22 protein-coding genes are annotated in these 20,439 nt (G+C 71.3%); 14 read left to right on the top strand and 8 right to left on the bottom strand.

Going from position 1 to position 20,439, the window contains the following annotated elements; genetic code table 11:
* Positions 1-109: 109 nt before the first annotated feature.
* Together P2Q00_RS09255 and P2Q00_RS09250 are read left to right on the top strand one after the other, a co-directional pair.
* On the top strand, positions 110-685 hold the full coding sequence (locus P2Q00_RS09255; RefSeq protein ID WP_275771342.1) for an ArsR/SmtB family transcription factor: 576 nt from the start codon (positions 110-112) through the stop codon (positions 683-685).
* Positions 686-707: 22 nt separating this feature from the next.
* Positions 708-1,955, top strand: a complete 1,248-nt coding sequence (locus P2Q00_RS09250; RefSeq protein WP_275771339.1) for an MFS transporter — start codon at positions 708-710, stop codon at positions 1,953-1,955.
* Positions 1,956-1,957: 2 nt separating this feature from the next.
* Here the strand turns inward: P2Q00_RS09250 and P2Q00_RS09245 are convergent, their stop codons facing one another.
* Both P2Q00_RS09245 and P2Q00_RS09240 read right to left on the bottom strand, forming a co-directional pair.
* Positions 1,958-2,356: a VOC family protein gene (locus P2Q00_RS09245; RefSeq protein ID WP_275771337.1), complete on the bottom strand. Its 399-nt coding sequence runs from the start codon at positions 2,354-2,356 to the stop codon at positions 1,958-1,960.
* 10 nt (positions 2,357-2,366) lie between these two features.
* The gene (locus P2Q00_RS09240) at positions 2,367-3,002 is read right to left on the bottom strand and encodes a TIGR03085 family metal-binding protein (protein ID WP_275771334.1); all 636 of its coding nucleotides are present in this window, start codon (positions 3,000-3,002) and stop codon (positions 2,367-2,369) included.
* 140 nt (positions 3,003-3,142) lie between these two features.
* Here P2Q00_RS09240 and hisI point away from each other — a divergent pair, with 140 nt between their 5' ends.
* From hisI to lgt, 11 genes are all read left to right on the top strand, one after another.
* On the top strand, positions 3,143-3,538 hold the full coding sequence (gene hisI / locus P2Q00_RS09235; RefSeq protein ID WP_275771332.1) for a phosphoribosyl-AMP cyclohydrolase: 396 nt from the start codon (positions 3,143-3,145) through the stop codon (positions 3,536-3,538).
* Between the two features lie 11 nt (positions 3,539-3,549).
* A complete protein-coding gene (locus P2Q00_RS09230; RefSeq protein ID WP_275771330.1) occupies positions 3,550-5,028 on the top strand; it encodes an anthranilate synthase component I in 1,479 nt (492 codons plus the stop codon).
* Between the two features lie 82 nt (positions 5,029-5,110).
* Entirely contained in the window at positions 5,111-5,752 is a 642-nt protein-coding gene (locus P2Q00_RS09225) for a TIGR02234 family membrane protein (RefSeq protein WP_275771328.1), read from the top strand.
* 193 nt (positions 5,753-5,945) lie between these two features.
* Positions 5,946-6,203, top strand: a complete 258-nt coding sequence (locus P2Q00_RS09220) for an HGxxPAAW family protein (protein ID WP_275771326.1) — start codon at positions 5,946-5,948, stop codon at positions 6,201-6,203.
* 80 nt (positions 6,204-6,283) lie between these two features.
* Positions 6,284-6,733: a DUF2752 domain-containing protein gene (locus P2Q00_RS09215; protein WP_275771324.1), complete on the top strand. Its 450-nt coding sequence runs from the start codon at positions 6,284-6,286 to the stop codon at positions 6,731-6,733.
* A gap of 155 nt (positions 6,734-6,888) precedes the next feature.
* Positions 6,889-7,698 carry an indole-3-glycerol phosphate synthase TrpC gene (trpC, locus tag P2Q00_RS09210; protein ID WP_275771322.1) on the top strand — a complete coding sequence of 270 codons (810 nt, stop codon included), beginning with the start codon at positions 6,889-6,891 and terminating at the stop codon, positions 7,696-7,698.
* Between the two features lie 21 nt (positions 7,699-7,719).
* Positions 7,720-7,935: a tryptophan biosynthesis modulator TrpM gene (trpM, locus tag P2Q00_RS50925; RefSeq protein WP_369293667.1), complete on the top strand. Its 216-nt coding sequence runs from the start codon at positions 7,720-7,722 to the stop codon at positions 7,933-7,935.
* 58 nt (positions 7,936-7,993) lie between these two features.
* Entirely contained in the window at positions 7,994-9,283 is a 1,290-nt protein-coding gene (gene trpB / locus P2Q00_RS09205; protein WP_275771320.1) for a tryptophan synthase subunit beta, read from the top strand.
* Positions 9,280-10,098 carry a tryptophan synthase subunit alpha gene (gene trpA, locus P2Q00_RS09200; RefSeq protein ID WP_275771318.1) on the top strand — a complete coding sequence of 273 codons (819 nt, stop codon included), beginning with the start codon at positions 9,280-9,282 and terminating at the stop codon, positions 10,096-10,098. Before trpB ends, trpA begins: the two co-directional genes overlap by 4 nt.
* 89 nt (positions 10,099-10,187) lie before the next feature.
* Complete coding sequence (locus tag P2Q00_RS09195; protein ID WP_275771317.1) at positions 10,188-10,961, top strand: DsbA family protein; 774 nt, start codon at positions 10,188-10,190, stop codon at positions 10,959-10,961.
* A gap of 82 nt (positions 10,962-11,043) precedes the next feature.
* Positions 11,044-12,054, top strand: coding sequence for a prolipoprotein diacylglyceryl transferase (gene lgt / locus P2Q00_RS09190; RefSeq protein ID WP_275771316.1), 1,011 nt, complete (start codon positions 11,044-11,046; stop codon positions 12,052-12,054).
* 63 nt (positions 12,055-12,117) lie between these two features.
* Here the strand turns inward: lgt and P2Q00_RS09185 are convergent, their stop codons facing one another.
* From P2Q00_RS09185 to P2Q00_RS09160, 6 genes are all read right to left on the bottom strand, one after another.
* Positions 12,118-12,948: an HpcH/HpaI aldolase/citrate lyase family protein gene (locus tag P2Q00_RS09185; RefSeq protein ID WP_275771315.1), complete on the bottom strand. Its 831-nt coding sequence runs from the start codon at positions 12,946-12,948 to the stop codon at positions 12,118-12,120.
* Positions 12,945-14,135: a CaiB/BaiF CoA transferase family protein gene (locus P2Q00_RS09180; RefSeq protein ID WP_275771313.1), complete on the bottom strand. Its 1,191-nt coding sequence runs from the start codon at positions 14,133-14,135 to the stop codon at positions 12,945-12,947. Before P2Q00_RS09180 ends, P2Q00_RS09185 begins: the two co-directional genes overlap by 4 nt.
* An 85-nt stretch (positions 14,136-14,220) precedes the next feature.
* On the bottom strand, positions 14,221-15,672 hold the full coding sequence (locus P2Q00_RS09175; RefSeq protein ID WP_275771312.1) for an ADP-ribosylglycohydrolase family protein: 1,452 nt from the start codon (positions 15,670-15,672) through the stop codon (positions 14,221-14,223).
* Positions 15,660-16,826: an ADP-ribosylglycohydrolase family protein gene (locus P2Q00_RS09170; protein ID WP_275771311.1), complete on the bottom strand. Its 1,167-nt coding sequence runs from the start codon at positions 16,824-16,826 to the stop codon at positions 15,660-15,662. The genes P2Q00_RS09175 and P2Q00_RS09170 overlap by 13 nt, the downstream gene beginning before the upstream one ends.
* Before the next feature lie 8 nt (positions 16,827-16,834).
* Positions 16,835-18,301 carry an ADP-ribosylglycohydrolase family protein gene (locus P2Q00_RS09165; RefSeq protein ID WP_275771309.1) on the bottom strand — a complete coding sequence of 489 codons (1,467 nt, stop codon included), beginning with the start codon at positions 18,299-18,301 and terminating at the stop codon, positions 16,835-16,837.
* The gene (locus tag P2Q00_RS09160; protein WP_275771308.1) at positions 18,298-19,407 is read right to left on the bottom strand and encodes an ADP-ribosylglycohydrolase family protein; all 1,110 of its coding nucleotides are present in this window, start codon (positions 19,405-19,407) and stop codon (positions 18,298-18,300) included. The genes P2Q00_RS09165 and P2Q00_RS09160 overlap by 4 nt, the downstream gene beginning before the upstream one ends.
* Positions 19,408-19,682: 275 nt before the next feature.
* Here P2Q00_RS09160 and P2Q00_RS09155 point away from each other — a divergent pair, with 275 nt between their 5' ends.
* Positions 19,683-20,414: a VIT1/CCC1 transporter family protein gene (locus P2Q00_RS09155; RefSeq protein ID WP_275771306.1), complete on the top strand. Its 732-nt coding sequence runs from the start codon at positions 19,683-19,685 to the stop codon at positions 20,412-20,414.
* Positions 20,415-20,439 lie beyond the last annotated feature (25 nt).

Genomic DNA, 20,439 nt, shown 5'->3' with positions numbered 1-20,439 from the left:
GCTGTAGCCCCGGTCGCCTGGCGGTCGGGGCTTACTTGTGGGCAGATGTCAAAGGGAAGTTGCGCAAAATATGTTGTGCAATTTTTATTTCGTATCTACGGTTGGAGGCATGGCAAGCAAGGAGAACCGCCGGATCACAGACGTGGGCACGCTGAAGGCGCTCGCGCATCCGCTGCGGGCGAACCTGTACCGGGCCCTGTCATTGGCCGGAGTCGCGACGGCCTCGCAGCTCGCAGAGCAGGTCGACGAGGCCGTGTCGCTGGTCAGCTACCACCTGCGCAAGCTCGCCGACCACGGGTTGATCGAGGAGGCCGAGCCGCAGAGCAAGGACGGCCGGGAACGCTGGTGGCAACCGTCGTCCGACGGCGTGAGCATCAAGAACGCGGACTTCCGGGACGCCCCGGAGAAGGTGGCCGTACACATGGCGGCGACACGTCTCTTCCATGACCAGCGTGCCGACCTCTACCACCGCTACCTGGACCAGCGCGCCGCCTGGAGCCCCGACTGGAACACAGCCGCCCAGGACAGCGAGTCCTGGCTGCGGCTGACCCCGGCCGAACTGACCGCGCTCGGCGAGGAGTTGCTCGCGGTGGTCCGGAAGTACGACGAGAAAGGCCGGTCCGGCGACCCCGAAGGACGCGAGAACGTCGCGCTGCACATGTACGGATTCCCGTTCCGCCCCTGAGCCCCCGAGAGGACCCACTCCCGTGACCGCCACGCTCATAGCCCCGCCCGCCCCCGAGCGCCCCGCCCACCGCGACGGCAACGTCCTGCGCTGGCTCGGCGCCTACACCTCGTCGATGGTCGGCGACAGCGTCTACTACATCGCCCTGTCCTGGGCCGCCGTACAGGCGGGTTCGCCCTCGCAGGCAGGCCTCGTGATGGCGGTCAGCGCCGTGCCCCGCGCCCTGCTGATGCTGGGCGGGGGAGTGGTCGCCGACCGGCTGGGTCCGCGGCGGGTGGTCATCGGGAGCGACGCCGTGCGCTGTGCGGCCGTCCTCGCGGTGGCCGCGCTGCTGTTCCTCACCAGCCCCGGCCTGTGGCCGCTGGCCCTGCTCGCCGTGGTCTTCGGCACCGTGGACGCCGTGTTCATGCCCGCCGTGGGCGCCCTCCCCGCGCGCGTGACGAGCCGTGACCAGCTCGCGCGCGTGCAGGGCATGCGGGGGCTGGCGATCCGCTTCGCGAGTGTCGTCGGGGCGCCGCTCGGCGGGCTGGGTGTGGCGGTCGGGGGCGCGGCGGCGGCGTTCGGGCTCGCCGGGCTGCTCATCGCAGTTTCGGTGCCGCTGCTGATGTCCGTACGGATGCGTGAGCTGCCCGCCGACGACAAGGCCGACGCCCGCCGTACGTCGGCCTGGAGCGACCTCCGGGACGGCCTGCGCTACATCCGCGGCCACCGCGTCCTCGCCCCGCTCATGCTCGCCATCGCCCTCGGCGACCTCGGCTTTGTCGGGCCGCTCAACGTGGGCCTGACCCTGCTTGCCGACGAGCGCGGCTGGGGAGCCTCGGGCATGGGCTGGGTGCTCGCCGGGTTCGGGACCGGCGCCGGTGCCGCCTCCCTGCTGCTGACCGTGCGGGGACGGCTGCCGCACGCCGGACGGGTCGCCGGCGGCGCGATCATCGTCGGCTCAGTCGCCATCGGCGCCCTGGCCTATGTCCCGAGCGTCCTCGCGGCCGTCGGGGTCGCCCTCCTTGTCGGGCTGCTGGCCGGGCTCAGCGGGGCCATGTGCGGCGCCCTGCTGCAGACCCAGGCCGACCCCGCCTACCTGGGCCGCGTCACCGCCGTCTCCAGCCTGGTCAGCCTTGGGTTCGCCCCGCTCAGCATGCCGCTGTCGGCCGCGGCGATCGGGGCGTGGGGCACCGGCCCGGTGTTCGTTGTCAGCGCGGTGGTCTGCGGGCTCGGCGGAGTCGTCGCCCTGTGCGTCCGCGACCTGCGCCGCGCCGAACTGCCCCGCTGACCTCAGCCCTTGGGCTGCGCCAGCTGGATCAGGTTGCCGACCGTGTCGTCCAGTACGGCCGCGATCACCGGCCCCTGTTCCTGCGGGGCCCGCGTGAAGTGCACGCCGAGCCCCTGCAACCGTGCGTACTCGGCCTCGATGTCGTCCACGGAGAAGACGATGCAGGGCAGCCCCGCCTCGTACACCGCCTTGCGGTACGGCTCCGCGATGGGGCCCTGGCCGGGCTCCAGCAGCAGCTGGAGGTCCTGCTGGGCCCCCTCGGGCGCGCCCACGGTGACGAACAGCGTGCCGCCGCCCAGATCCATGTGCGTCCGGGTCTCGAATCCGAGCACGTCCGTGTAGAACGCGTGCGCCTTCGTGACGTCGTCGACGTACACGCTCGTCATGGCGACCTTGATCATCGCGAGCCTCTCAGATGCCCAGTTGTTTCGCGTCGTGCAGCTTGGCGATCGCGTCCTCGTCGCCGTCCAGCTCGACCTTGGCGGCGCTCTGCCGGCCCATGGTGAACAACAGCAGCTCGGACGGCTCCCCGGTCGCCGTCACGACGGGCGTGCCGCGGTGCGCGACCGCCGTCTGCCCGTCCGGGCGGCGCAGCACCAGCCCGGTGGGGACAGCGCGGCCCATCAGCCGGGCGGTGCGCTCCAGGCGCGACCACAGGGCGTCCTGGAAGACCTGGTCGAGCTCGCGCCGAGTCCAGTCCGGTCGGGCCCGGCGGACGTCCTCCGTGTGGACGTAGAACTCCACCGTGTTCGACATCTCGTCGACCTGCTTGAGCTGGAACGGTGAGAAGCGCGGTGGCCCGGTGCGGATGAGCTGGATGAGCTCCTCGTACGGCTTCGCGGCGAACTCGGCCTGCACTCGCTCCAGGCGCGGCGCGAGCTGCTTGATCAGAAGGCCGCCGGCGGCATCTGGGCGGCGCTCGCGCACCACCACGTGCGCGGCGAGGTCACGGGTGAGCCAGCCCTCGCAGAGGGTCGGGGCGTCCGGGCCCTCCGCCTCCAACAGGTCGGCCAGAAGAAGTCGTTCACGCTTGGCGAAAGTCGACATGGAGTCAGCCTACGGCCACGTATCAGGTCCGCCCACCCGTCTCCCGACCACCACCCCTCACCGAGGCGCTGCGCGCCACCCTTTTCCAATCAGTGGACACCCTCCGATCACTGTCAGTGGCGCGCGGCACAATGGCACCCATGACCAGCACGCCCTCGCCCAGCAGCCTCGATCCCGAGATCGCCGCACGCCTCAAGCGCAGCGCCGACGGTCTCGTCCCCGCCATCGCCCAGCAGTACGACACCGGAGAGGTGCTGATGCTCGGCTGGATGGACGACGAGGCGCTGCACCGCACCCTCACCACCGGCCGCTGCACGTACTGGTCGCGCAGCCGCCAGGAGTACTGGGTGAAGGGCGACACCTCCGGCCACTTCCAGTGGGTCAAGTCGGTCGCCCTGGACTGCGACGCCGACACCGTGCTGGTCAAGGTCGACCAGGTCGGTGCCGCCTGCCACACCGGCGCGCGCACCTGCTTCGACGTCGATGTGCTCCTCAAGGACGGCGTCGGTTCCGGCACCGCCCCCTCGGATCAGTAAGGTCAGCCGCCATGGACCTTGAGACGTTCCGCAAGCTGGCTACCGACCGCCGTGTCATCCCCGTCACGCGCAAGCTCCTGGCCGACGGCGACACCCCGGTCGCCCTCTACCGCAAGCTCGCCGCCGAGCGCCCCGGCACCTTCCTGCTGGAGTCCGCGGAGAACGGCCGCTCCTGGTCCCGCTACTCCTTCGTGGGAGTCCGTTCCGCCGCCACGCTCACCGCGCGCGACGGCCAGGCCCACTGGCTCGGCGTCCCGCCCGTCGGCGTCCCCGTCGACGGCGACCCCCTTGCTGCCCTGCGCGCCACCATCGAGGCCCTGCACACCCCCCACCAGGAGGGCATGCCGCCCTTCACCGGCGGCATGGTCGGCTATCTCGGCTACGACATCGTGCGCCGCCTGGAGAAGATCGGCCCCGGCGAGCGCGACGACCTGAAGCTGCCCGAGCTGACCATGCTCCTCACCAGTGACCTCGCCGTCATGGACCACTGGGAGGGCTCGGTCCTGCTGATCGCCAACGCGATCAACCACAACGACCTCGACACGGGCGTCGACGAGGCCCACGCGGACGCGGTCGCCCGCCTCGACGCCATGGAGGCCGACCTCTCCCGCGCGGTCGCCCAGCCGCCCGCCGTCCTCCCGCCCTCCGAACTCCCGGAGTACACCGCGCTCTGGGGCGGCCCCGACTTCCAGGAGGCCGTGGAAGACGTCAAGGAGCGCATCCGGGCGGGCGAGGCCTTCCAGGTCGTACCGTCGCAGCGCTTCGAAACCCCTTGTACAGCAAGCGCGTTGGACGTCTACCGGGTCCTCAGGGCGACGAACCCCTCGCCGTACATGTACCTGTTCCGCTTCGACGGCTTCGATGTCGTCGGGTCGTCCCCCGAGGCCCTCGTCAAGGTCGAGGACGGTCAGGCGATGGTCCACCCCATCGCGGGGACGCGACACCGCGGCGCCACCCCGCAGGAGGACCAGGCCCTCGCCGACGAGCTGCTCGCCGACCCCAAGGAGCGCGCCGAGCACCTCATGCTCGTCGACCTCGGCCGCAACGACCTGGGGCGGGTCTGCGAGCCCGGCTCGGTCGAGGTCGTCGACTTCATGTCCATCGAGCGGTACTCGCACGTGATGCACATCGTCTCCACGGTCACCGGCAAGGTCGCCGAGGGCCGCACCGCCTTCGACGTCCTGACGGCCTGCTTCCCGGCCGGCACCCTCTCCGGCGCCCCCAAGCCCCGCGCGATGCAGATCATCGACGAACTGGAGCCTTCCCGCCGCGGGTTGTACGGCGGCTGCGTCGGCTACCTCGACTTCGCGGGCGACTCCGACACCGCCATCGCCATCCGCACCGCCCTGCTGCGGGGCGGCACGGCGTACGTCCAGGCGGGCGCCGGCATCGTCGCCGACTCCGACCCGGTCGCCGAGGACCAGGAGTGCCGCAACAAGGCGGCGGCCGTGCTGCGGGCGGTCCACACGGCCAACCGGCTGGGCAAGTAGGGCTCTTCCCCCGGCAAGTGGGGTGAAGTGGGGTGCTTCTCACTGAACCCCGGGTGACGGTTCGCCCGGGGTTCGGGTGATAGTGGGGTACGTGACTGCTGTTCCTCATCCCCGTTCCGAAGCCGACGGACCCGCGCGGTCCGGTCGCCGGAGTCTCGCCCTTGCCCTGCTGTGCGGTGCGCTCGGCGCGGCCGTGGCGTTGCTGGCCACCCGTCAGCGCTGGTCGGAAGGGACCGCGACGGTGGCCGGCGGCGCCTTCCCGCTGACCGCCAAGGGCAGCGACGTCACGGGCGTACCCGCGGCGCTCGCCATAGTGGGCCTCGCCGCGCTCGTCGCCGTCTTCGCCGTCCGCAAGGCGGGCCGCCTGCTGGTCTCGGCCCTGCTCGCGCTCTCCGGCGCCGGCACCGTCGCCGCGTCCCTGCTGGGCGTCTCCGACAGCTCCGCGCTTGACGAGAAGGCCGCACAGGCCGCAGGCGACACCTCGGCCACCGTGGACGCCCTCTCCCATACCGCCTGGCCGTACGTCGCGGCCGTGGGCGGCGCCCTGCTCCTGGTCGCAGGCCTCCTCGCCCTGCGCTACGGGCGGAACTGGCCCGCGATGTCCGGCCGCTACGAGCGCGACGGTGCGGCCAGGCTCCGCCGTACAGCTGTGACGGTGGATCCCGATCGCCCCGAGGACATGTGGAAGGCGCTCGACCGGGGTGAAGATCCGACCGGTGCGTAGCGCTCCGCGGGGGGTCGCTTGAATCTGCGGGTCCGTTGTGGCTGGTCGCGCAGTTCCCCGCGCCCCTTGGGGGGCTGCCCTTCTCCGGCGTCGACGCGCTGGGGGCGACCCCCGAGCGTCCCGTACGCGCGCGTACGGGACAATGTCCGTGAGCATCCGGCTCAGACACGTACACAGCAACGAGGAGCAAGTCATGGCGGGCAGCAGCCACGGTCACACCCCGGCCGCCTGGACCGGTGTCACTATCGCCTTCATCGGTTTCTGCGTCTCGGGTGCCTTCATGGTGATGGCCGAGCCCGTGGGCTTCTGGGCCGGCATGGCGATCGTGGTCGTCGGCGGCATCGTCGGCTGGATCATGAGCGCGATGGGCATGGGCCAGCCGAAGGACGCGCACCAGACGTTCCAGGACGCGCTGGCGAAGAGCGAAGCGGCCGTGAGCGCGAAGAGCTGACTCACGTACTCACTCACGCCGAGGGGCGATCCGGCACCGGATCGCCCCTCACGCGTGCGTGGCCACCGTCCGGGGGGAGAATGCGACACGTGAACCCCGAGAGCCAGTACGTGACGCCGTCCGACGCCGAATCCACGGTGACGGCCCGGCTCGCCGTACCCGCCGGGGTGCTGGCGGCCGTAGCCGGGGCCTTCGCGTACGTGGGGACCGTGAACCCGTACCAGCCCGGCCACTACCCCGTCTGCCCCCTCTACCGGCTCACCGGCATCTACTGCCCCGGCTGCGGCGGCCTGCGCAGCGCGCACTCCTTCATCCACGGGGACTTCCTCGCGGCACTCCAGGACAACGCCCTCGCCGTAGTCGGCTATCTGGGTTTCGCCGTGCTGTGGACCGTATGGGTGGTGCGCGCGGTGCGCGGACGACCGGTGCGCATCGAGCTCGGGAGGGGGCAGCTGTGGCTGCTGGGGACGTTGTCGCTGGTCTTCACGGTTGTCCGGAACCTGCCGCTCGGTGGCTGGCTGCATCCTTGATCAATTGGTGAATGTCCAGGTAGTGGGACCGGCGTCAACCGGATGTGAGGCCTACGCCTCCCTCCGGATACCATCGCAGTGACCATCTGTTTTTCCCTTGGGTCAGCTTGGCTCAACCGCTTGAACAGTCAACCGTCTGGAAGGGGGCCGCTCGCGTGAGTGTGCTCGACGAGATCATCGACGGAGTCCGTGCCGACCTCGCGGAGCGGCAGGCGCGCGTCAGCCTCGACGAGCTCAAGGAGCGCGCGGCGAAGGCTCCCGCGGCCAAGGACGGCCTGGCCGCACTGCGCGGCGACGGCGTCAAGGTCATCTGTGAGGTCAAGCGCTCCAGCCCCTCCAAGGGCGCGCTGGCCGCGATCGCCGACCCGGCGGGCCTCGCCGCGGACTACGAGGCGGGCGGCGCCGCCGTCATCTCCGTCCTGACCGAGCAGCGCCGCTTCGGCGGCTCGCTGGCCGACCTGGAGGCGGTCCGCGCCCGCGTGGACATCCCCGTCCTGCGCAAGGACTTCATCGTCACCTCGTACCAGCTGTGGGAGGCCCGCGCGTACGGCGCCGACCTCGCCCTCCTGATCGTGGCCGCCCTCGACCAGCCGGCCCTGGAGTCGCTGATCGAGCGCGCCGTCTCCATCGGCCTCACCCCCATCGTCGAGGTGCACGACGAGGACGAGGTCGAGCGCGCCGTCGACGCGGGCGCCAAGGTCATCGGCGTCAACGCGCGCAACCTGAAGACCCTGGAGGTCGACCGCGGGACCTTCGAGCGCGTCGCGCCCGAGATCCCCGAGGGCATCGTCAAGATCGCCGAGTCCGGCGTCCGCGGCCCCCACGACCTCATCGCCTACGCCAACGCCGGCGCCGACGCGGTCCTGGTCGGCGAGTCCCTGGTCACGGGCAAGGATCCGAAGACGGCGGTCTCCGACCTGGTGGCAGCGGGCGAGCACCCGGCGCTCCGGCACGGACGCAGCTGATCACCCGGTAGAGTGACGCCGATGACTCTCACCGTGACAACCGTGGACCGGTACGCCCGCCTCGCGCGCGGCTGCCGCCCCCGAGGCTGCCGAGCCCCGGCACGCCGCGTGCACGGCCGCAGGGTCAGGTACGTCATCGGAGACGAGCCGGGACAGGTGAACGGACGTCGATGGCAGCAGGCCTTTAGGGGCGCGGGGAACTGCGCGACCAGCCCCAACGGGCCCGCAGCCAACTGACAACCCCCCGCCCCACGGCGATTAGTGTCATTCCAAACACTCACCGTGAGGTTTCCGCATGCCCAGCGAGTTCTTCATTCCCGACCCGGAGGGTCAAGTCCCAAGCCCCGAAGGCTACTTCGGCGCATTCGGCGGCAAGTTCATCCCGGAGGCCCTCGTCGCCGCCGTGGACGAGGTGGCCGTCGAGTACGACAAGGCCAAGCACGACCCCGAGTTCGCCCGCGAGCTCGACGACCTGCTGGTCCACTACACCGGCCGCCCCAGCTCCCTCACCGAGGTGCCGAGGTTCGCCGAACACGCCGGTGGCGCACGGATCTTCCTGAAGCGGGAAGACCTCAACCACACCGGCTCCCACAAGATCAACAACGTCCTCGGCCAGGCCCTGCTCACCAAGCGCATGGGCAAGACCCGGGTCATCGCCGAGACCGGCGCCGGCCAGCACGGCGTCGCCACGGCGACGGCCTGCGCGCTGTTCGGCCTCGAGTGCACGATCTACATGGGCGAGATCGACACCAAGCGCCAGGCCCTGAACGTGGCCCGGATGCGCATGCTCGGTGCCGAGGTCGTCGCGGTGAAGTCCGGCAGCCGTACGCTCAAGGACGCCATCAACGAGGCCTTCCGCGACTGGGTCGCCAACGTCGACCACACCCACTACCTGTTCGGTACGGTCGCCGGCCCGCACCCCTTCCCGGCCATGGTCCGCGACTTCCACCGCGTGATCGGCGTCGAGGCCCGCCGCCAGCTGCTGGAGCAGGCCGGACGCCTGCCCGACGCGGCCGTCGCCTGCGTCGGCGGCGGCTCCAACGCCATCGGCCTCTTCCACGCCTTCATCCCCGACACCGGCGTACGCCTCATCGGCTGCGAGCCCGCGGGCCACGGTGTCGAGACCGGCGAGCACGCGGCCACGCTGACCGCGGGCGAGCCCGGCATCCTGCACGGCTCCCGGTCCTACGTCCTGCAGGACGAGGAGGGCCAGATCACCGAGCCGTACTCGATCTCGGCCGGTCTGGACTACCCGGGCATCGGCCCCGAGCACTCCTACCTCAAGGACAGCGGCCGCGGCGAGTACCGCGCGGTCACCGACGACGCGGCGATGCAGGCCCTGCGCCTGCTGTCGCGCACCGAGGGCATCATCCCGGCGATCGAGAGCGCCCACGCGCTGGCCGGAGCCCTGGAGGTCGGCAAGGAGCTGGGCAAGGACGGTCTGATCGTCGTCAACCTGTCCGGCCGCGGCGACAAGGACATGGACACGGCCGCCCGTTACTTCGGCCTGTACGACACCGACGCCGATGCCGAGGTCGCGGCCAACGCCGCCGACATCGCCGAGATCGAGGGGGACGCCAAGTGAGCGGGAACATCCAGCTGTTGACGGACACCCTCGCCGGTGCCAAGGCCGAGGGCCGGTCCGCGCTCATCGCCTACCTCCCGGCCGGGTTCCCGACCGTGGACGGCGGCATCGAGGCGATCAAGGCCGTCTTCGACGGCGGCGCGGACGTCGTCGAGGTCGGACTGCCGCACAGCGACCCCGTCCTCGACGGCCCCGTCATCCAGACCGCGGACGACATCGCCCTGCGCGGCGGAGTCAAGATCGCGGACGTCATGCGTACGGTCCGGGAGGCGTACGAGGCCACCGGGAAGCCGGTGCTCGTGATGACGTACTGGAACCCGATCGACCGCTACGGCGTCGAGCGCTTCACCGCCGAGCTCGCGGAGGCGGGCGGCGCGGGCTGCATCCTGCCCGACCTGCCGGTGCAGGAGTCGGCGCTGTGGAGGGAGCACGCGGAGAAGCACGGGCTCGCCACGGTCTTCGTGGTCGCGCCCAGCAGCAAGGACGCGCGGCTCGCGCAGATCACCGCGGCGGGCAGCGGATTCGTCTACGCCGCCTCGCTGATGGGTGTCACCGGCACCCGTGAGTCGGTGGGCGCACAGGCCCAGGACCTGGTGGAGCGCACCCGGGCCACCGGCTCCGGCCTGCCCGTCTGCGTAGGGCTCGGCGTCTCCAACGCACAGCAGGCCGCCGAGGTGGCCGGCTTCGCCGACGGAGTGATCGTCGGCTCGGCCTTCGTCAAGCGGATGCTGGACGCGCCGGACGACGCGGCCGGCGTCGAGGCGGTCCGCGAACTCGCCGGTAAACTGGCGAAGGGCGTGCGCGGACAGGCGTAAGCAGGCAGTTCAATTTCTTGTGGGTCCTCCGAACGGGTGGATCTGGGACCGGGGAGGCGCATTGCGCCTCCCCGGTTCGTTCTGGGGGTGTGAGCGAGAAGAACCGTGACGGAAAGCGCACCGCCCGGGAGCGGCTGGCGGTCGAGCGTGAGAAGCAGAAGGCCGCGGACAAGCGACGGCGGACGCTGATCGTGGGCGCGAGCGTCGTCTGCGTCCTGGGCCTCGCGGCGGTGATCGGCGTGGTCGCCGCGAACTCGGGCAAGGACAAGGACAAGAGCTCGGGCCCGGTCGTGGCACCTTCCGGGGCGCAGGGCAAGGACAGCCTCGCGATCGCCGTGGGCAAGGACGCCGCCAAGCCGACGCTCACGATCTGGGAGGACTTCCGCTGCCCGGCCTGCCAGTCCTTCGAGACGGCTTATCGCCCGACGCTCCATGAGCTGACCGACTCCGGCAAGCTCAGAATCGAGTACCACCTGGTCAGGCTCATCGACGGCAACCTCGCCGGCACCGGCTCCCTCCGCGCCGGCAATGCCGCCGCCTGCGCCCAGGACGCCGCAAAGTTCCGCGACTACCACGATGTGCTCTACGAGAACCAGCCCAAGGAAACCGTCGACACCTACGGGAACAACGCCAAGCTGATCGAGCTGGCGGGCAAGGTCGGCGGCCTCGACACGGCGGCCTTCCGCAAGTGCGTCAACGACGGCAGGCACGACGGCTGGGTCGACAAGTCGAACGGCGCCTTCAAGTCCGGCGGCTTCAGCGGAACGCCGACCGTGCTGCTCGATGGCAAGAACATCTACCAGGACCAGACGATGACACCCGCAAAGCTGAAGCAGCTGGTGCTGGCGGCGAACAAGGGGTAAGAGTTTCAGGCCCGCCTGTTATGGACCCGTAGCCGGGCCGCCTGCCGTCGGCCCGGCCCGGCACGGTAGCGTCGACCTTGCCATGGAACTTGCCTACATTCCCAGCCCGTCGCGCGGGGTGCTGTACCTCGGCCCCATTCCGCTGCGCGGCTACGCGTTCTGCATCATCATCGGCGTCTTCGTCGCGGTCTGGCTCGGCAACAAGCGCTGGATCGCCCGCGGCGGGCGGGCCGGCACGGTCGCCGACATCGCTGTCTGGGCGGTGCCCTTCGGCCTGGTCGGCGGCCGCCTCTACCACGTGATCACGGACTATGAGCTGTACTTCAGCGCGGGCCGTGACTGGGTGGACGCCTTCAAGGTGTGGCAGGGCGGCCTCGGTATCTGGGGCGCGATCGCGCTCGGCGCGGTCGGCGCCTGGATCGGCTGCCGGCGCCGGGGCATCCCGCTGCCCGCCTACGCCGACGCCATCGCCCCCGGCATCGCCTTCGCGCAGGCGATCGGCCGCTGGGGCAACTGGTTCAACCAGGAGCTGTACGGCAAGGAGACCCACCTTCCCTGGGCGCTGCACATCACGTCCTCGGCGGACGGCCGCGTGCCCGGGTACTACCACCCGACGTTCCTCTATGAGTCCCTGTGGTGCGTAGGCGTCGCCCTGCTGGTCATCTGGGCCGACCGCCGCTTCAAGCTGGGACACGGGCGGGCGTTCGCGCTGTATGTCGCCGCGTACTGCGTGGGCCGGGCGTGGATCGAGTACATGCGCGTCGACGACGCCCACCACATCCTGGGCCTGCGGCTGAACGACTGGACCGCGCTGATCGTGTTCCTGCTCGCGGTGACGTACATCGTGGTGTCGGCGAAGAAGCGGCCGGGCAGGGAAGAGGTCGTCGAGCCGGGGGCCCTGGAGGACGCGGCCGAGGCGGATGCCGATGGCGGGGCCGCCGAGAAGGACGAGACGGACGCCTCGGAGCCGAAGCCGGCCGCGGAGAGTTCCGCGGAGGAACAAGCGGACGCCGAGGAAGAGGAACAGGCGGACGAAAAGGAAAAGGCGGGGGACGAGGCGAAGGACGAGGCCGAGTCGGCCAAGAAGAGCTGACGGCTGGTCGAATGTCACCGAGGGCGCCCGGGCCGCAAGGTCCGGGCGCCCTCGTCTTCCGTTTCAGTTCCGGCGGGCGAGTGACAGTGTGCGTTGTGCTGCCGCCACCACCGCCGCGTCGATGAATCGTCCGTCCGGGAGGGCCTGGGCGCCCTGCTGCGTCGTAGCGGCCTTGACGACTGTCTCGGCCTCCTCGACCTCCCGCTCCGTGGGGAGGTAGGCCCGTTCGATGATCGGGAGCTGGCGGGGGTGGATGGCGGCGCGGCCGAGGAAGCCGAGGGTGCGGCCGTGGGCGCAGGAGGCTGCCAGGCCCTCCAGGTCGCGAATGTCCGGGTGGACCGACTGGGGGGACGGGGGCAGGCCCGCCGCCCGGGCGGCGACGACGACCCGGGAGCGGGACCAGTCGAGGCCCGCGTCCTCGCGTACCCCCAGGTCGGCCCGTAGATCCGCCTCGCCGAGGGCGATACCGCGCAGGGCGGGGTGGGCGGAGGCGATGGCATAGGCGTGCTCGACGGCCAGGGCGGTCTCCAGGAGGGCGTACAGCGCGGGGGCGCCCGTGGTGGAGGCTGCGGAGTGCTCCGCGGTGCGGATGATCTGCTCGGGAGAGGTGACCTTCGGAAGGCGCAGGCCCGAGAGCCCGGGCAGGGCGGCCACCGCCTTCAGGTCCCGTGGCGCCAGCGGGCCGTCCAGGGCGTTCACGCGGACGTGGACCGGGACCGGCTGCGGGGCGGAGAGGAGTTCGGCGGTGGCCGCGCGGGCGTACTCCTTGCGGTCCGGGGCGACCGCGTCCTCCAGGTCGATCACGACGACGTCGGCGCCGGCGACCAGGGCCTTGGCGACGACGTGCGGGCGGTCGCCGGGGGCGTAGAGCCAGGTCAGCGGGGGTGCTGTCATACGGCGCCCGCCTCCCGCAGGGTCGTCAGTTCGGCCGGGGTCAGGCCCAGCCCGGTGAGGACCGCCTCCGTGTCCGCGCCGTGCGGGCGGCCCGCCCAGCGGATCGCGCCGGGGGTGGCGGAGAGGCGGAAGAGGACGTTCTGCATGCGCAGCGGCCCCAGATCGGGGTCGTCGAGGGTGGTGATCGTGTCCAGGGCCGCGTACTGCGGGTCGGTCATCACATCCCGTACGTCCTGGACGGGGGCCACCGCCGCTTCCGCCTTCTCGAAGGCCGCGAGGACCTCGTCGCGGGTGCGCTCGGCGATCCAGGTGCCGACCGCCTCGTCCAGGACGTCGGCGTGCCGGGCGCGGTCGGCGCCCGTCGCGAACCATGGCTCGTCGATCAGCTCCGGGCGGCCCACCAGGCGCAGCACGCGTTCCGCGACCGACTGGGCGGAGGTCGAGACGGCGACCCAGGTGCCGTCGGCGGTGCGGTAGGTGCCGCGCGGGGCGTTGTTCTGGGAGCGGTTGCCGGTGCGCGGCTGGACATGGCCGAGCTGGTCGTACCAGATCGGCTGGGGGCCGAGGACGGTCAGGATCGGCTCGATGATCGCCATGTCGACGACCTGGCCCTCGCCGGTGCGGTCGCGGGCGGACAGCGCGGTCATGACGGCGTAGGCCGTGGCCAGGCCCGCGATGGAGTCGGCGAGGCCGAAGGGCGGGAGCGTCGGGGGTGTGTCCGGCTCGCCGGTGATCGCGGCGAAGCCGCTCATCGCCTCGGCGAGGGTGCCGAAGCCGGGGCGATGCGCGTACGGGCCGAACTGGCCGAAGGCAGTGACCCGGGTGAGGATCAGGCGGGGGTTGACGGCGGAGAGCTCCTCCCAGCCCAGGTCCCACTTCTCCAGGGTGCCGGGGCGGAAGTTCTCGATGACGACGTCCGCGGTGGCGGCGAGGCGGAGGAGGGTGGAACGGCCGCCCGGCTTCGACAGGTCCAGGGTGATGGTCCGCTTGTTGCGGCCCAGGAGCTTCCACCAGAGGCCGATGCCGTCCTTCGAGGGGCCGTGGCCGCGGGAGGGATCGGGTTTCGCCGGATGTTCGACCTTGATGACCTCCGCGCCGAAGTCGCCGAGCATCGTGGCGGCGAGCGGGCCCGCGAAGAGGGTGGCGAGGTCGAGGATGCGCAGGCCGGTGAGAGGAGCTTGGTTCATGACGTGAACTGCGCTTCGGTCTGCGGGACGTTCTCGGCGTGGGCGACGAGGTCCGTGTTCGTGCTGCCCGCTACGGCGATGTGGGTCATGGGCGGTATGCCTCCCGGTGGGTGAGGTGGGCCAGGGTGTCGAAGCCGATGCCGTTGAAGTCGCCGACGGAGGTGGCCAGTCGGTTCTTGAGGGGGGTGGTCCAGTGGTCGGGGAGCGCGAGGGGGGAGCTGGTGAGGAGAGCGGCGATGCTGCCTGCCGCGGCGCCGTTGGAGTCGGTGTCCCAACCTCCCGACACGGCACGGCAGATGGAGCCGGTGAAGTCGCCGTTCGCGTGGGTGAGGGCGGCGGCGATGAGGGCCGTGTTGGGGACGGCGTGGACCCAGTGGTGGGTGTCGGCGTGGGTGGCGTGGAGTTCGTCCACGACCGTGTCGAAGTCGGCGTGTTCTTCGGCGAGTTGGACGGCCTGGCGGATGGCCCGGGCCAGGCGGGAGCGAGGCGGGACCACGGTCAGGCCGGTGCGGAGGCAGGCGTGGATGTCGTGGGTGCCGGTGGCTGCCTGCGCGATGGTGGCCGCCGTGAACATCGCCGCGTAGACGCCGTTGGCGGTATGGGTGAGGGTGGCGTCGCGGTGGGCCTGTTCCGCTGCGGCGGCCGGGTCGCCGGGGTTGGTCCAGCCGTGGACGTCGGCTCGGATGAGGGCGCCGATCCATTCGCGGAAGGGGTTGCGGTGGCGGGCCGTGTGGGGTGGTTCCAGGCCGAGGAGGAGGTTGCGGTAGGCGATGCGTTCGGCGGTGAAGGTGCGGCCTGCGGGGAGTTCGGAGAGCCAGAGGGCGGCTACGTCGGTGGGGGTGAAGTGTCTGCCGTGGCGTTGGAGCAGGAGGAGGTTGAGGAGGGGGTAGTTGAGGTCGTCGTCCTCGGGCATGCCGTCGATGTTCTCGGCGAGGGAGTTGTTTGCTGAGCGGCGGTTCCAGGGGTGTTCTGCGGTGAGCGCCTCGGGGACGCCGCGGGCTGTGAAGTAGGTGTTCAGGGGCCAGTTGCCGGTGGATTTGGCCAGTTGGCGGATGGCTTCGAGGGGGAGTTTTTCTACGGGTTTGCCGAGGAGGCAGCCGACGGCTCGGCCTAGCCAGGCGGCTTCGAGGCGGGGCTGGGTGGGGGTGCTGTGGGGGGTGGGGGCGCTTGCCCGCGCTTGCGGGGTGCCGCTCTCTTTGGGACGGGAGCCGCCCCAGCGGCACGACTGCCCGCAGCTACGCGGGTGGTTGGTGCGCGGCCAGTCTGGGCACAGGGTTTTGATCTGCGCCAGGTCAGTCGGCTCCTCGTCTGCCAACCTGCTTGGCAGGTCTGCCAGTTCGTCCAGCAAGTCCCTTGCCAGCAGGCGCAGATAGCGTGACGCCGGCTTGGGGGATGCGCCTGCGCGCAGAGGGGCATCCGTGCCGCCCGCTGCTTTCCATCTTGCTGCGATCGCCGAAGGTTCCCTGCCGTCCAGTGCCGCCTGCCGCAGCTCGTGGCCGATCAGGTCCTCCGGCTGGACCCAGGTCAGTCGGAGCATCTCAGGGCTCCGATGTCCGTGAACGCCGCCTCGTGGGCCCTGCGGCGGTGTACGTCTCGTTCGAAGATCTCCCGGGTTACGTCGGTGAGGGTCGTCGCCGGTTCCCACAGGTCCAGGCGGCTGGCCTCCGACACCTGTTTCGACCAGTCCTCCGGGACCGGGGAACCCAGAGCCCCGGCGAGCGCGCCCGCCATCGTCGCGATCGAGTCGCAGTCGCGGCCGTAGTTCACCGCGCCCAGGACCGCGTGGCGGTAGTCGCCGCGGGAGAGCAGCAACATGCCCAGGGCGACGGGGAGTTCCTCGATCGAATGGAGACGCGACGGACGGCGGGCCCCGAGGGAAGGGGCGCGGTAGTCCGGGCCCACCGTGTCGTAGGGGGCGACTGCCTGCCGTAGCGGAACCAGGGCCGATTCGAAGTCGGTGTGGTGGGACGCCGTTTCGCAGACCTTCTCGATCGCCGTGCGCGTGCCGTCCTTCGCGACGGAGAGGGCCGTGGTGACGATCGAGTCCGGGGTTGCTCCCGGGGTGGCTGCCGCGGCCACCGCCGCTGCGAAGACGCCTGCCGCCTCGCGGCCGTACGACGACTGATGGGCACCCGCGATGTCGATCGCCTCGGTGTACGCGGCCGTGGGGTTGGCCGCGTTCACCAGGCCCACCGGGGCCATGTACATCGCCGCACCGCAGTTGACGATGTTGCCGACGCCGGCCTCGCGGGGGTCGACATGGCCGTAGTGGAGGCGGGCCACCAGCCATTTCTCCGCAAGGAAGATGCGGTGCAGGGGGATGGTCTCCTGCTCCAGTTCCGGGATCCAGCGCGGGTTCGTCATCAGGTCGGGGACCAGGTGGTCCGCGATCGCGTAGGCGTCGAGGTGGTCGCGGACCTGTGCATAGACCCGGATCAGCGCATGCGTCATCAAGGTGTCGTCGGTGACGTGTCCGTCGCCCTTGTGGTACGGCGCGATGGGGCGCGCCGTGCGCCAGGCGTCGCCGTTCCAGGGGCCGACGATGCCATGGACGCGGCCGCTGTGGCGTTCGAGGATCTGGTCGGGGGAGTAGCCCTCGACGGGGCCGCCGAGGGCGTCGCCCACCGCCGCGCCCACGAGGGCCCCGATGATCCGGTCCTCGAGGCTGGTTTTGGGGTTTTTGGGCCTCATGGCCCGAATCATCCTCCTGGTGGGGCCGGTTGTGTGGCTTCCAGGAGTTCGGCGAGTTCCACCAGGTCCGTGCCGGTGAGGCGGGGGAGTGCGCAGCCGGAGAGGGTGCGGCAGGCCTCTCGCCAGGACGGCGGGATCGATCCGCCGCCGCCCAGCGTGCCGGTGAGGGCGCCGACGAGGGCCGGGGCCGAGTCGGCGACTCGGGAGAGACAGGCCGCGGCCGGTACCGCTTCGGCGATACGGCCGTTCGATGCGGCGGTCAGGGCCAGGGCCACCGGGACCGTCTCGGCCGCCGCGATGCCGTAGCTGTAGACGTGGTCGACGATCTGGTGTTCCAGGAGGGGGATCAGGGTGAAGGCGGTCTCGGCGTCGGCCGCCAGCTTGAGTGCGTGGCGGGCGTTGCGGCCGATCTCCGTGGTCTCGGGGAGTTCGGTGAGAGCCGCAGTCACGCAGGTTCTGACGTCCGCGCCGGTCAGTGCCAGAGCGAGTGCCGCCGCCATGGCCCGGGCGCCGTGCACTCCGTCGCCGTCCTGGGTGTAGCGGGCGTCGAACTCGGCCAGGTCGGCGGCGAGTCGGGGGTCGCCGGGGTGGGCGACGGCGAGCACACAGGCCCGTACGCAGGCCGCGTCGTCGAAGTAGTGGGGGTTGTCGTGGCCGGTCGCGGGCGGGCGCAGGCCGGTGGCGAGGTTGCCGAGGCCGGCACGCACGGAGATACGGGCGCGGAGGGGGAGGACGGCGGACTCGACCTCCGGTGCGCGGTCCGCTGCCGCGGCGACCTCGCTGGCCAGGGCGTTCCAGGTCAGGTCGATGGCGGCTCTTGCGCGGCGTTCGCGGGTGAGGTCGCCCAGGGCGGTGTCGTCGCCGGCGCGGAGCAGTGCCTCCGCTGCGAATGCCGCCCACTCGGCGTCGTCCGAGGGGCCGAGGCGGAGTGGTTCGGGGGGCTGGTTCAGGGCGATGGGGACGGGGAGGGTGGTGGTGGCGTTCTGTTCGGCGAAGGTGTCGAGTTCGCGGGTGAGGCGGCGGGTCCATTCCGGCATACGGGCGGCTCGGTGGCGGGCGGCGGGCCAGCCGGCGGCGTCGCCTGCGGCCAGGCCGAGCAGGAGGCCTTCGATACGGCGGCTATGGGTGCGGGACGGCTCGGCCTCGGCTGCGCGTCCCTGCGCGGGCGGTGCGGGGTGAACGGCCTCGGCTGCGCGGCCCTGCGGGGGCGGTGCGGGGTGAACGGCCTCGGCTGCGCGGCCCTGCGGAGGCGGTGCGGGGTGAACGGCCTCGGCTGCGCCATCGGCCTTCGTGTTCCCACCCGCACCGCCCGTGCGGCTTTCGTCGTCGGGTGCGGGTGGCCCCTGTGGGGTGTTCTCGCCGTTGGCGGCTGCGGGTTGGTTCGGCTCCGCCGTGCTGCCCGTGCGCCCTTCGTCGGCGGGTGCGGGTTCGTTCGGGTCCGACGGTCCCTGGTCCCAGGGCGCGGGCGGGCTCATCGGGTCGGCTCCGGCTCGGCGTTTGCGGCCAGGGTGAAGGTGGTCGGGTCCGGTAGCGGGAAGTCCTCGGGTGCGAGCACGGCCGGTGCGAGGTCCTGTGCGGTCGTTGCCTCGCCCGGCACCAGCAGGTCCGCCACGTCCAGTACGTGGTGGCCCGACATGGCCGGCAGGCAGCTGCCCCGGGCCGGGCCGATCGCCGCCGCCCACTCCGCCGGGATGGCCGAGGCACCCTGCGTCGCACCTGCCAGTGCGCCCGCCACCGCGGCCGTGGTGTCCGCGTCGCGGCCCATGTTGACCGCCGTGAGGACGGCCTGCTCGAAGTCGCCGTCGGCCGCCGCATATGCCCCGAAGGCCAGGGCTACCGCCTCCGGTGCCAGGTCGGTCCAGGGGTAGCCGCCGATCACGACCGCCGAGCGGACCGCCCGCTCGCCGCGGTGGGCCACCGCCACGGCCCGGCGCAGCGAACGGGCCGTCCACGAGTCGTCCGGAATGACGGCCAGTGCGGAGGCCACCACGGCGATCGTCGGAGCCCCGGCCATCGCTGCCGCCACGCCCGCCGCGACCGCCTGGCCGCCGTAGATGCCCTCGCCGTCGTGGCTCACCGAGCCGTCGATCGCCGCCAGCCGGGCCGCCTCGGCGGGGCGGCCCGAGGCGAAGACGCCGAAGGGGGCCGCGCGCATCGCCAGGCCGTCGCTCCAGGCGTGGCGGTGCTGGGCCGAGATGGGGGCGGCGAGGCCGCGGCGGAGGTTCTCCAGGGTGCCGCGTTCGCTGAAGCCCGCACCGCGGAACGGGCCCTCGTCGCGGTCCGCGATCCACTCGTGCCACGCCGCCTCCACATGCGCCGGGGTGAGCGCCGAGCCGTGCCGGGCCAGCAGCAGGCCGGAGAAGATCGCGTACTCCGTGTCGTCCGTGCCCGCCGGGCTCTCGGACACATAGCCCGTGATGCGGCCCCAGCGTGCGCGGATCTCCGACGGCTTCATGTTTTCCGCCGGGGCCCCCAAGGCGTCGCCCACGGCCAGGCCCAGTAGCGCGCCGCGGGCCCGTTCGCGGAGTTCGGCGGTTTTCCCGGGCGACGGGACCGAGGGAATGCAGGCGATCGATGCCATACGCGGCCTCTCCGGGAGGGGGATCGCACAGGGCGCGAACCCTTTGCCCATGTGTCCCACCATCGGCGGTTGACCTGAGCCAAGGACGGAGCCATGTCACCCGGTCGACATTTGTGCAGGGCTCCGCACGTGTGAGCGTCAAGAGGTAAAAGTGCTGGTTAGCCCAGCCTTTCCTTGCTGGCGGGAGTGGAATGCGGGGCGTAGGTTCTGTGTTGTCGAAGAGTAGAACTTGTCCAAAGTTAGCTTTGGCTTAGCTTCCCTGGGGGACCCCCGCAATGGCGATCATCGAGACCGAGGCCGCGCTGCACGTGGCGCACCGCGACAACCACACCCATCGGGATGTGAACGGCGGCTGGCTGCGGCCTGCTGTTTTCGGTGCGATGGACGGGCTTGTCTCCAACCTCGCGTTGATGACCGGTGTCGCCGGTGGTGCCGTGGGTCAGCAGACCATCGTGCTGACCGGGCTCGCGGGTCTCGCCGCCGGTGCCTTCTCGATGGCGGCCGGGGAGTACACCTCCGTCGCCTCGCAGCGTGAGCTCGTCGAGGCCGAGCTGGCTGTGGAGCGGAGGGAACTGCGGAAGCATCCGCAGGACGAGGAGGCCGAGCTTGCGGCGCTCTACGAGGCCCGGGGTGTCGAGCCCGAGTTGGCGCGAGAGGTCGCCCGGCAGCTTTCGCAGGACCCCGAGCAGGCCCTGGAGATACATGCCCGTGAGGAGCTCGGTATCGACCCCGGGGACCTTCCCTCGCCGCTCGTCGCCGCCGTGTCCTCCTTCGGGTCGTTCGCGCTGGGTGCCCTGCTGCCCGTACTGCCGTATCTGCTCGGTGCGACCGTGCTGTGGCCGGCTCTGCTGCTCGCGTTCTTCGGGCTGTTCGCCTGTGGTGCGGTGGTGGCCAGGGTGACGGCGCGGAGCTGGTGGTTCAGCGGTCTCAGGCAGCTGGCTCTGGGTGGCGCTGCGGCCGGTGTGACGTACGCCCTGGGCATCCTGTTCGGAACGGCCGTAGGATAGGGCGGCTACAAGTTATGCGTTGGGC

Origin of the sequence: Streptomyces coacervatus (genome assembly GCF_029223485.1) — a bacterium.
GTDB lineage: Bacteria > Actinomycetota > Actinomycetes > Streptomycetales > Streptomycetaceae > Streptomyces > Streptomyces coacervatus.
This window is presented reverse-complemented; position numbering and strand designations above follow the sequence as displayed.

Coding starts and splice junctions, on each gene's coding strand:
- P2Q00_RS09255 (WP_275771342.1), top strand. CDS start 110: ATGGCAAGCAAGGAGAACCGCCGGATCACAGACGTGGGCACGCTGAAG.
- P2Q00_RS09245 (WP_275771337.1), bottom strand. CDS start 2,356: ATGATCAAGGTCGCCATGACGAGCGTGTACGTCGACGACGTCACGAAG.
- P2Q00_RS09240 (WP_275771334.1), bottom strand. CDS start 3,002: ATGTCGACTTTCGCCAAGCGTGAACGACTTCTTCTGGCCGACCTGTTG.
- hisI (WP_275771332.1), top strand. CDS start 3,143: ATGACCAGCACGCCCTCGCCCAGCAGCCTCGATCCCGAGATCGCCGCA.
- P2Q00_RS09230 (WP_275771330.1), top strand. CDS start 3,550: ATGGACCTTGAGACGTTCCGCAAGCTGGCTACCGACCGCCGTGTCATC.
- P2Q00_RS09220 (WP_275771326.1), top strand. CDS start 5,946: ATGGCGGGCAGCAGCCACGGTCACACCCCGGCCGCCTGGACCGGTGTC.
- P2Q00_RS09215 (WP_275771324.1), top strand. CDS start 6,284: ATGCGACACGTGAACCCCGAGAGCCAGTACGTGACGCCGTCCGACGCC.
- trpM (WP_369293667.1), top strand. CDS start 7,720: ATGACTCTCACCGTGACAACCGTGGACCGGTACGCCCGCCTCGCGCGC.
- trpB (WP_275771320.1), top strand. CDS start 7,994: ATGCCCAGCGAGTTCTTCATTCCCGACCCGGAGGGTCAAGTCCCAAGC.
- lgt (WP_275771316.1), top strand. CDS start 11,044: ATGGAACTTGCCTACATTCCCAGCCCGTCGCGCGGGGTGCTGTACCTC.
- P2Q00_RS09185 (WP_275771315.1), bottom strand. CDS start 12,948: ATGACAGCACCCCCGCTGACCTGGCTCTACGCCCCCGGCGACCGCCCG.
- P2Q00_RS09180 (WP_275771313.1), bottom strand. CDS start 14,135: ATGAACCAAGCTCCTCTCACCGGCCTGCGCATCCTCGACCTCGCCACC.
- P2Q00_RS09175 (WP_275771312.1), bottom strand. CDS start 15,672: ATGCTCCGACTGACCTGGGTCCAGCCGGAGGACCTGATCGGCCACGAG.
- P2Q00_RS09170 (WP_275771311.1), bottom strand. CDS start 16,826: ATGAGGCCCAAAAACCCCAAAACCAGCCTCGAGGACCGGATCATCGGG.
- P2Q00_RS09165 (WP_275771309.1), bottom strand. CDS start 18,301: ATGAGCCCGCCCGCGCCCTGGGACCAGGGACCGTCGGACCCGAACGAA.
- P2Q00_RS09160 (WP_275771308.1), bottom strand. CDS start 19,407: ATGGCATCGATCGCCTGCATTCCCTCGGTCCCGTCGCCCGGGAAAACC.
- P2Q00_RS09155 (WP_275771306.1), top strand. CDS start 19,683: ATGGCGATCATCGAGACCGAGGCCGCGCTGCACGTGGCGCACCGCGAC.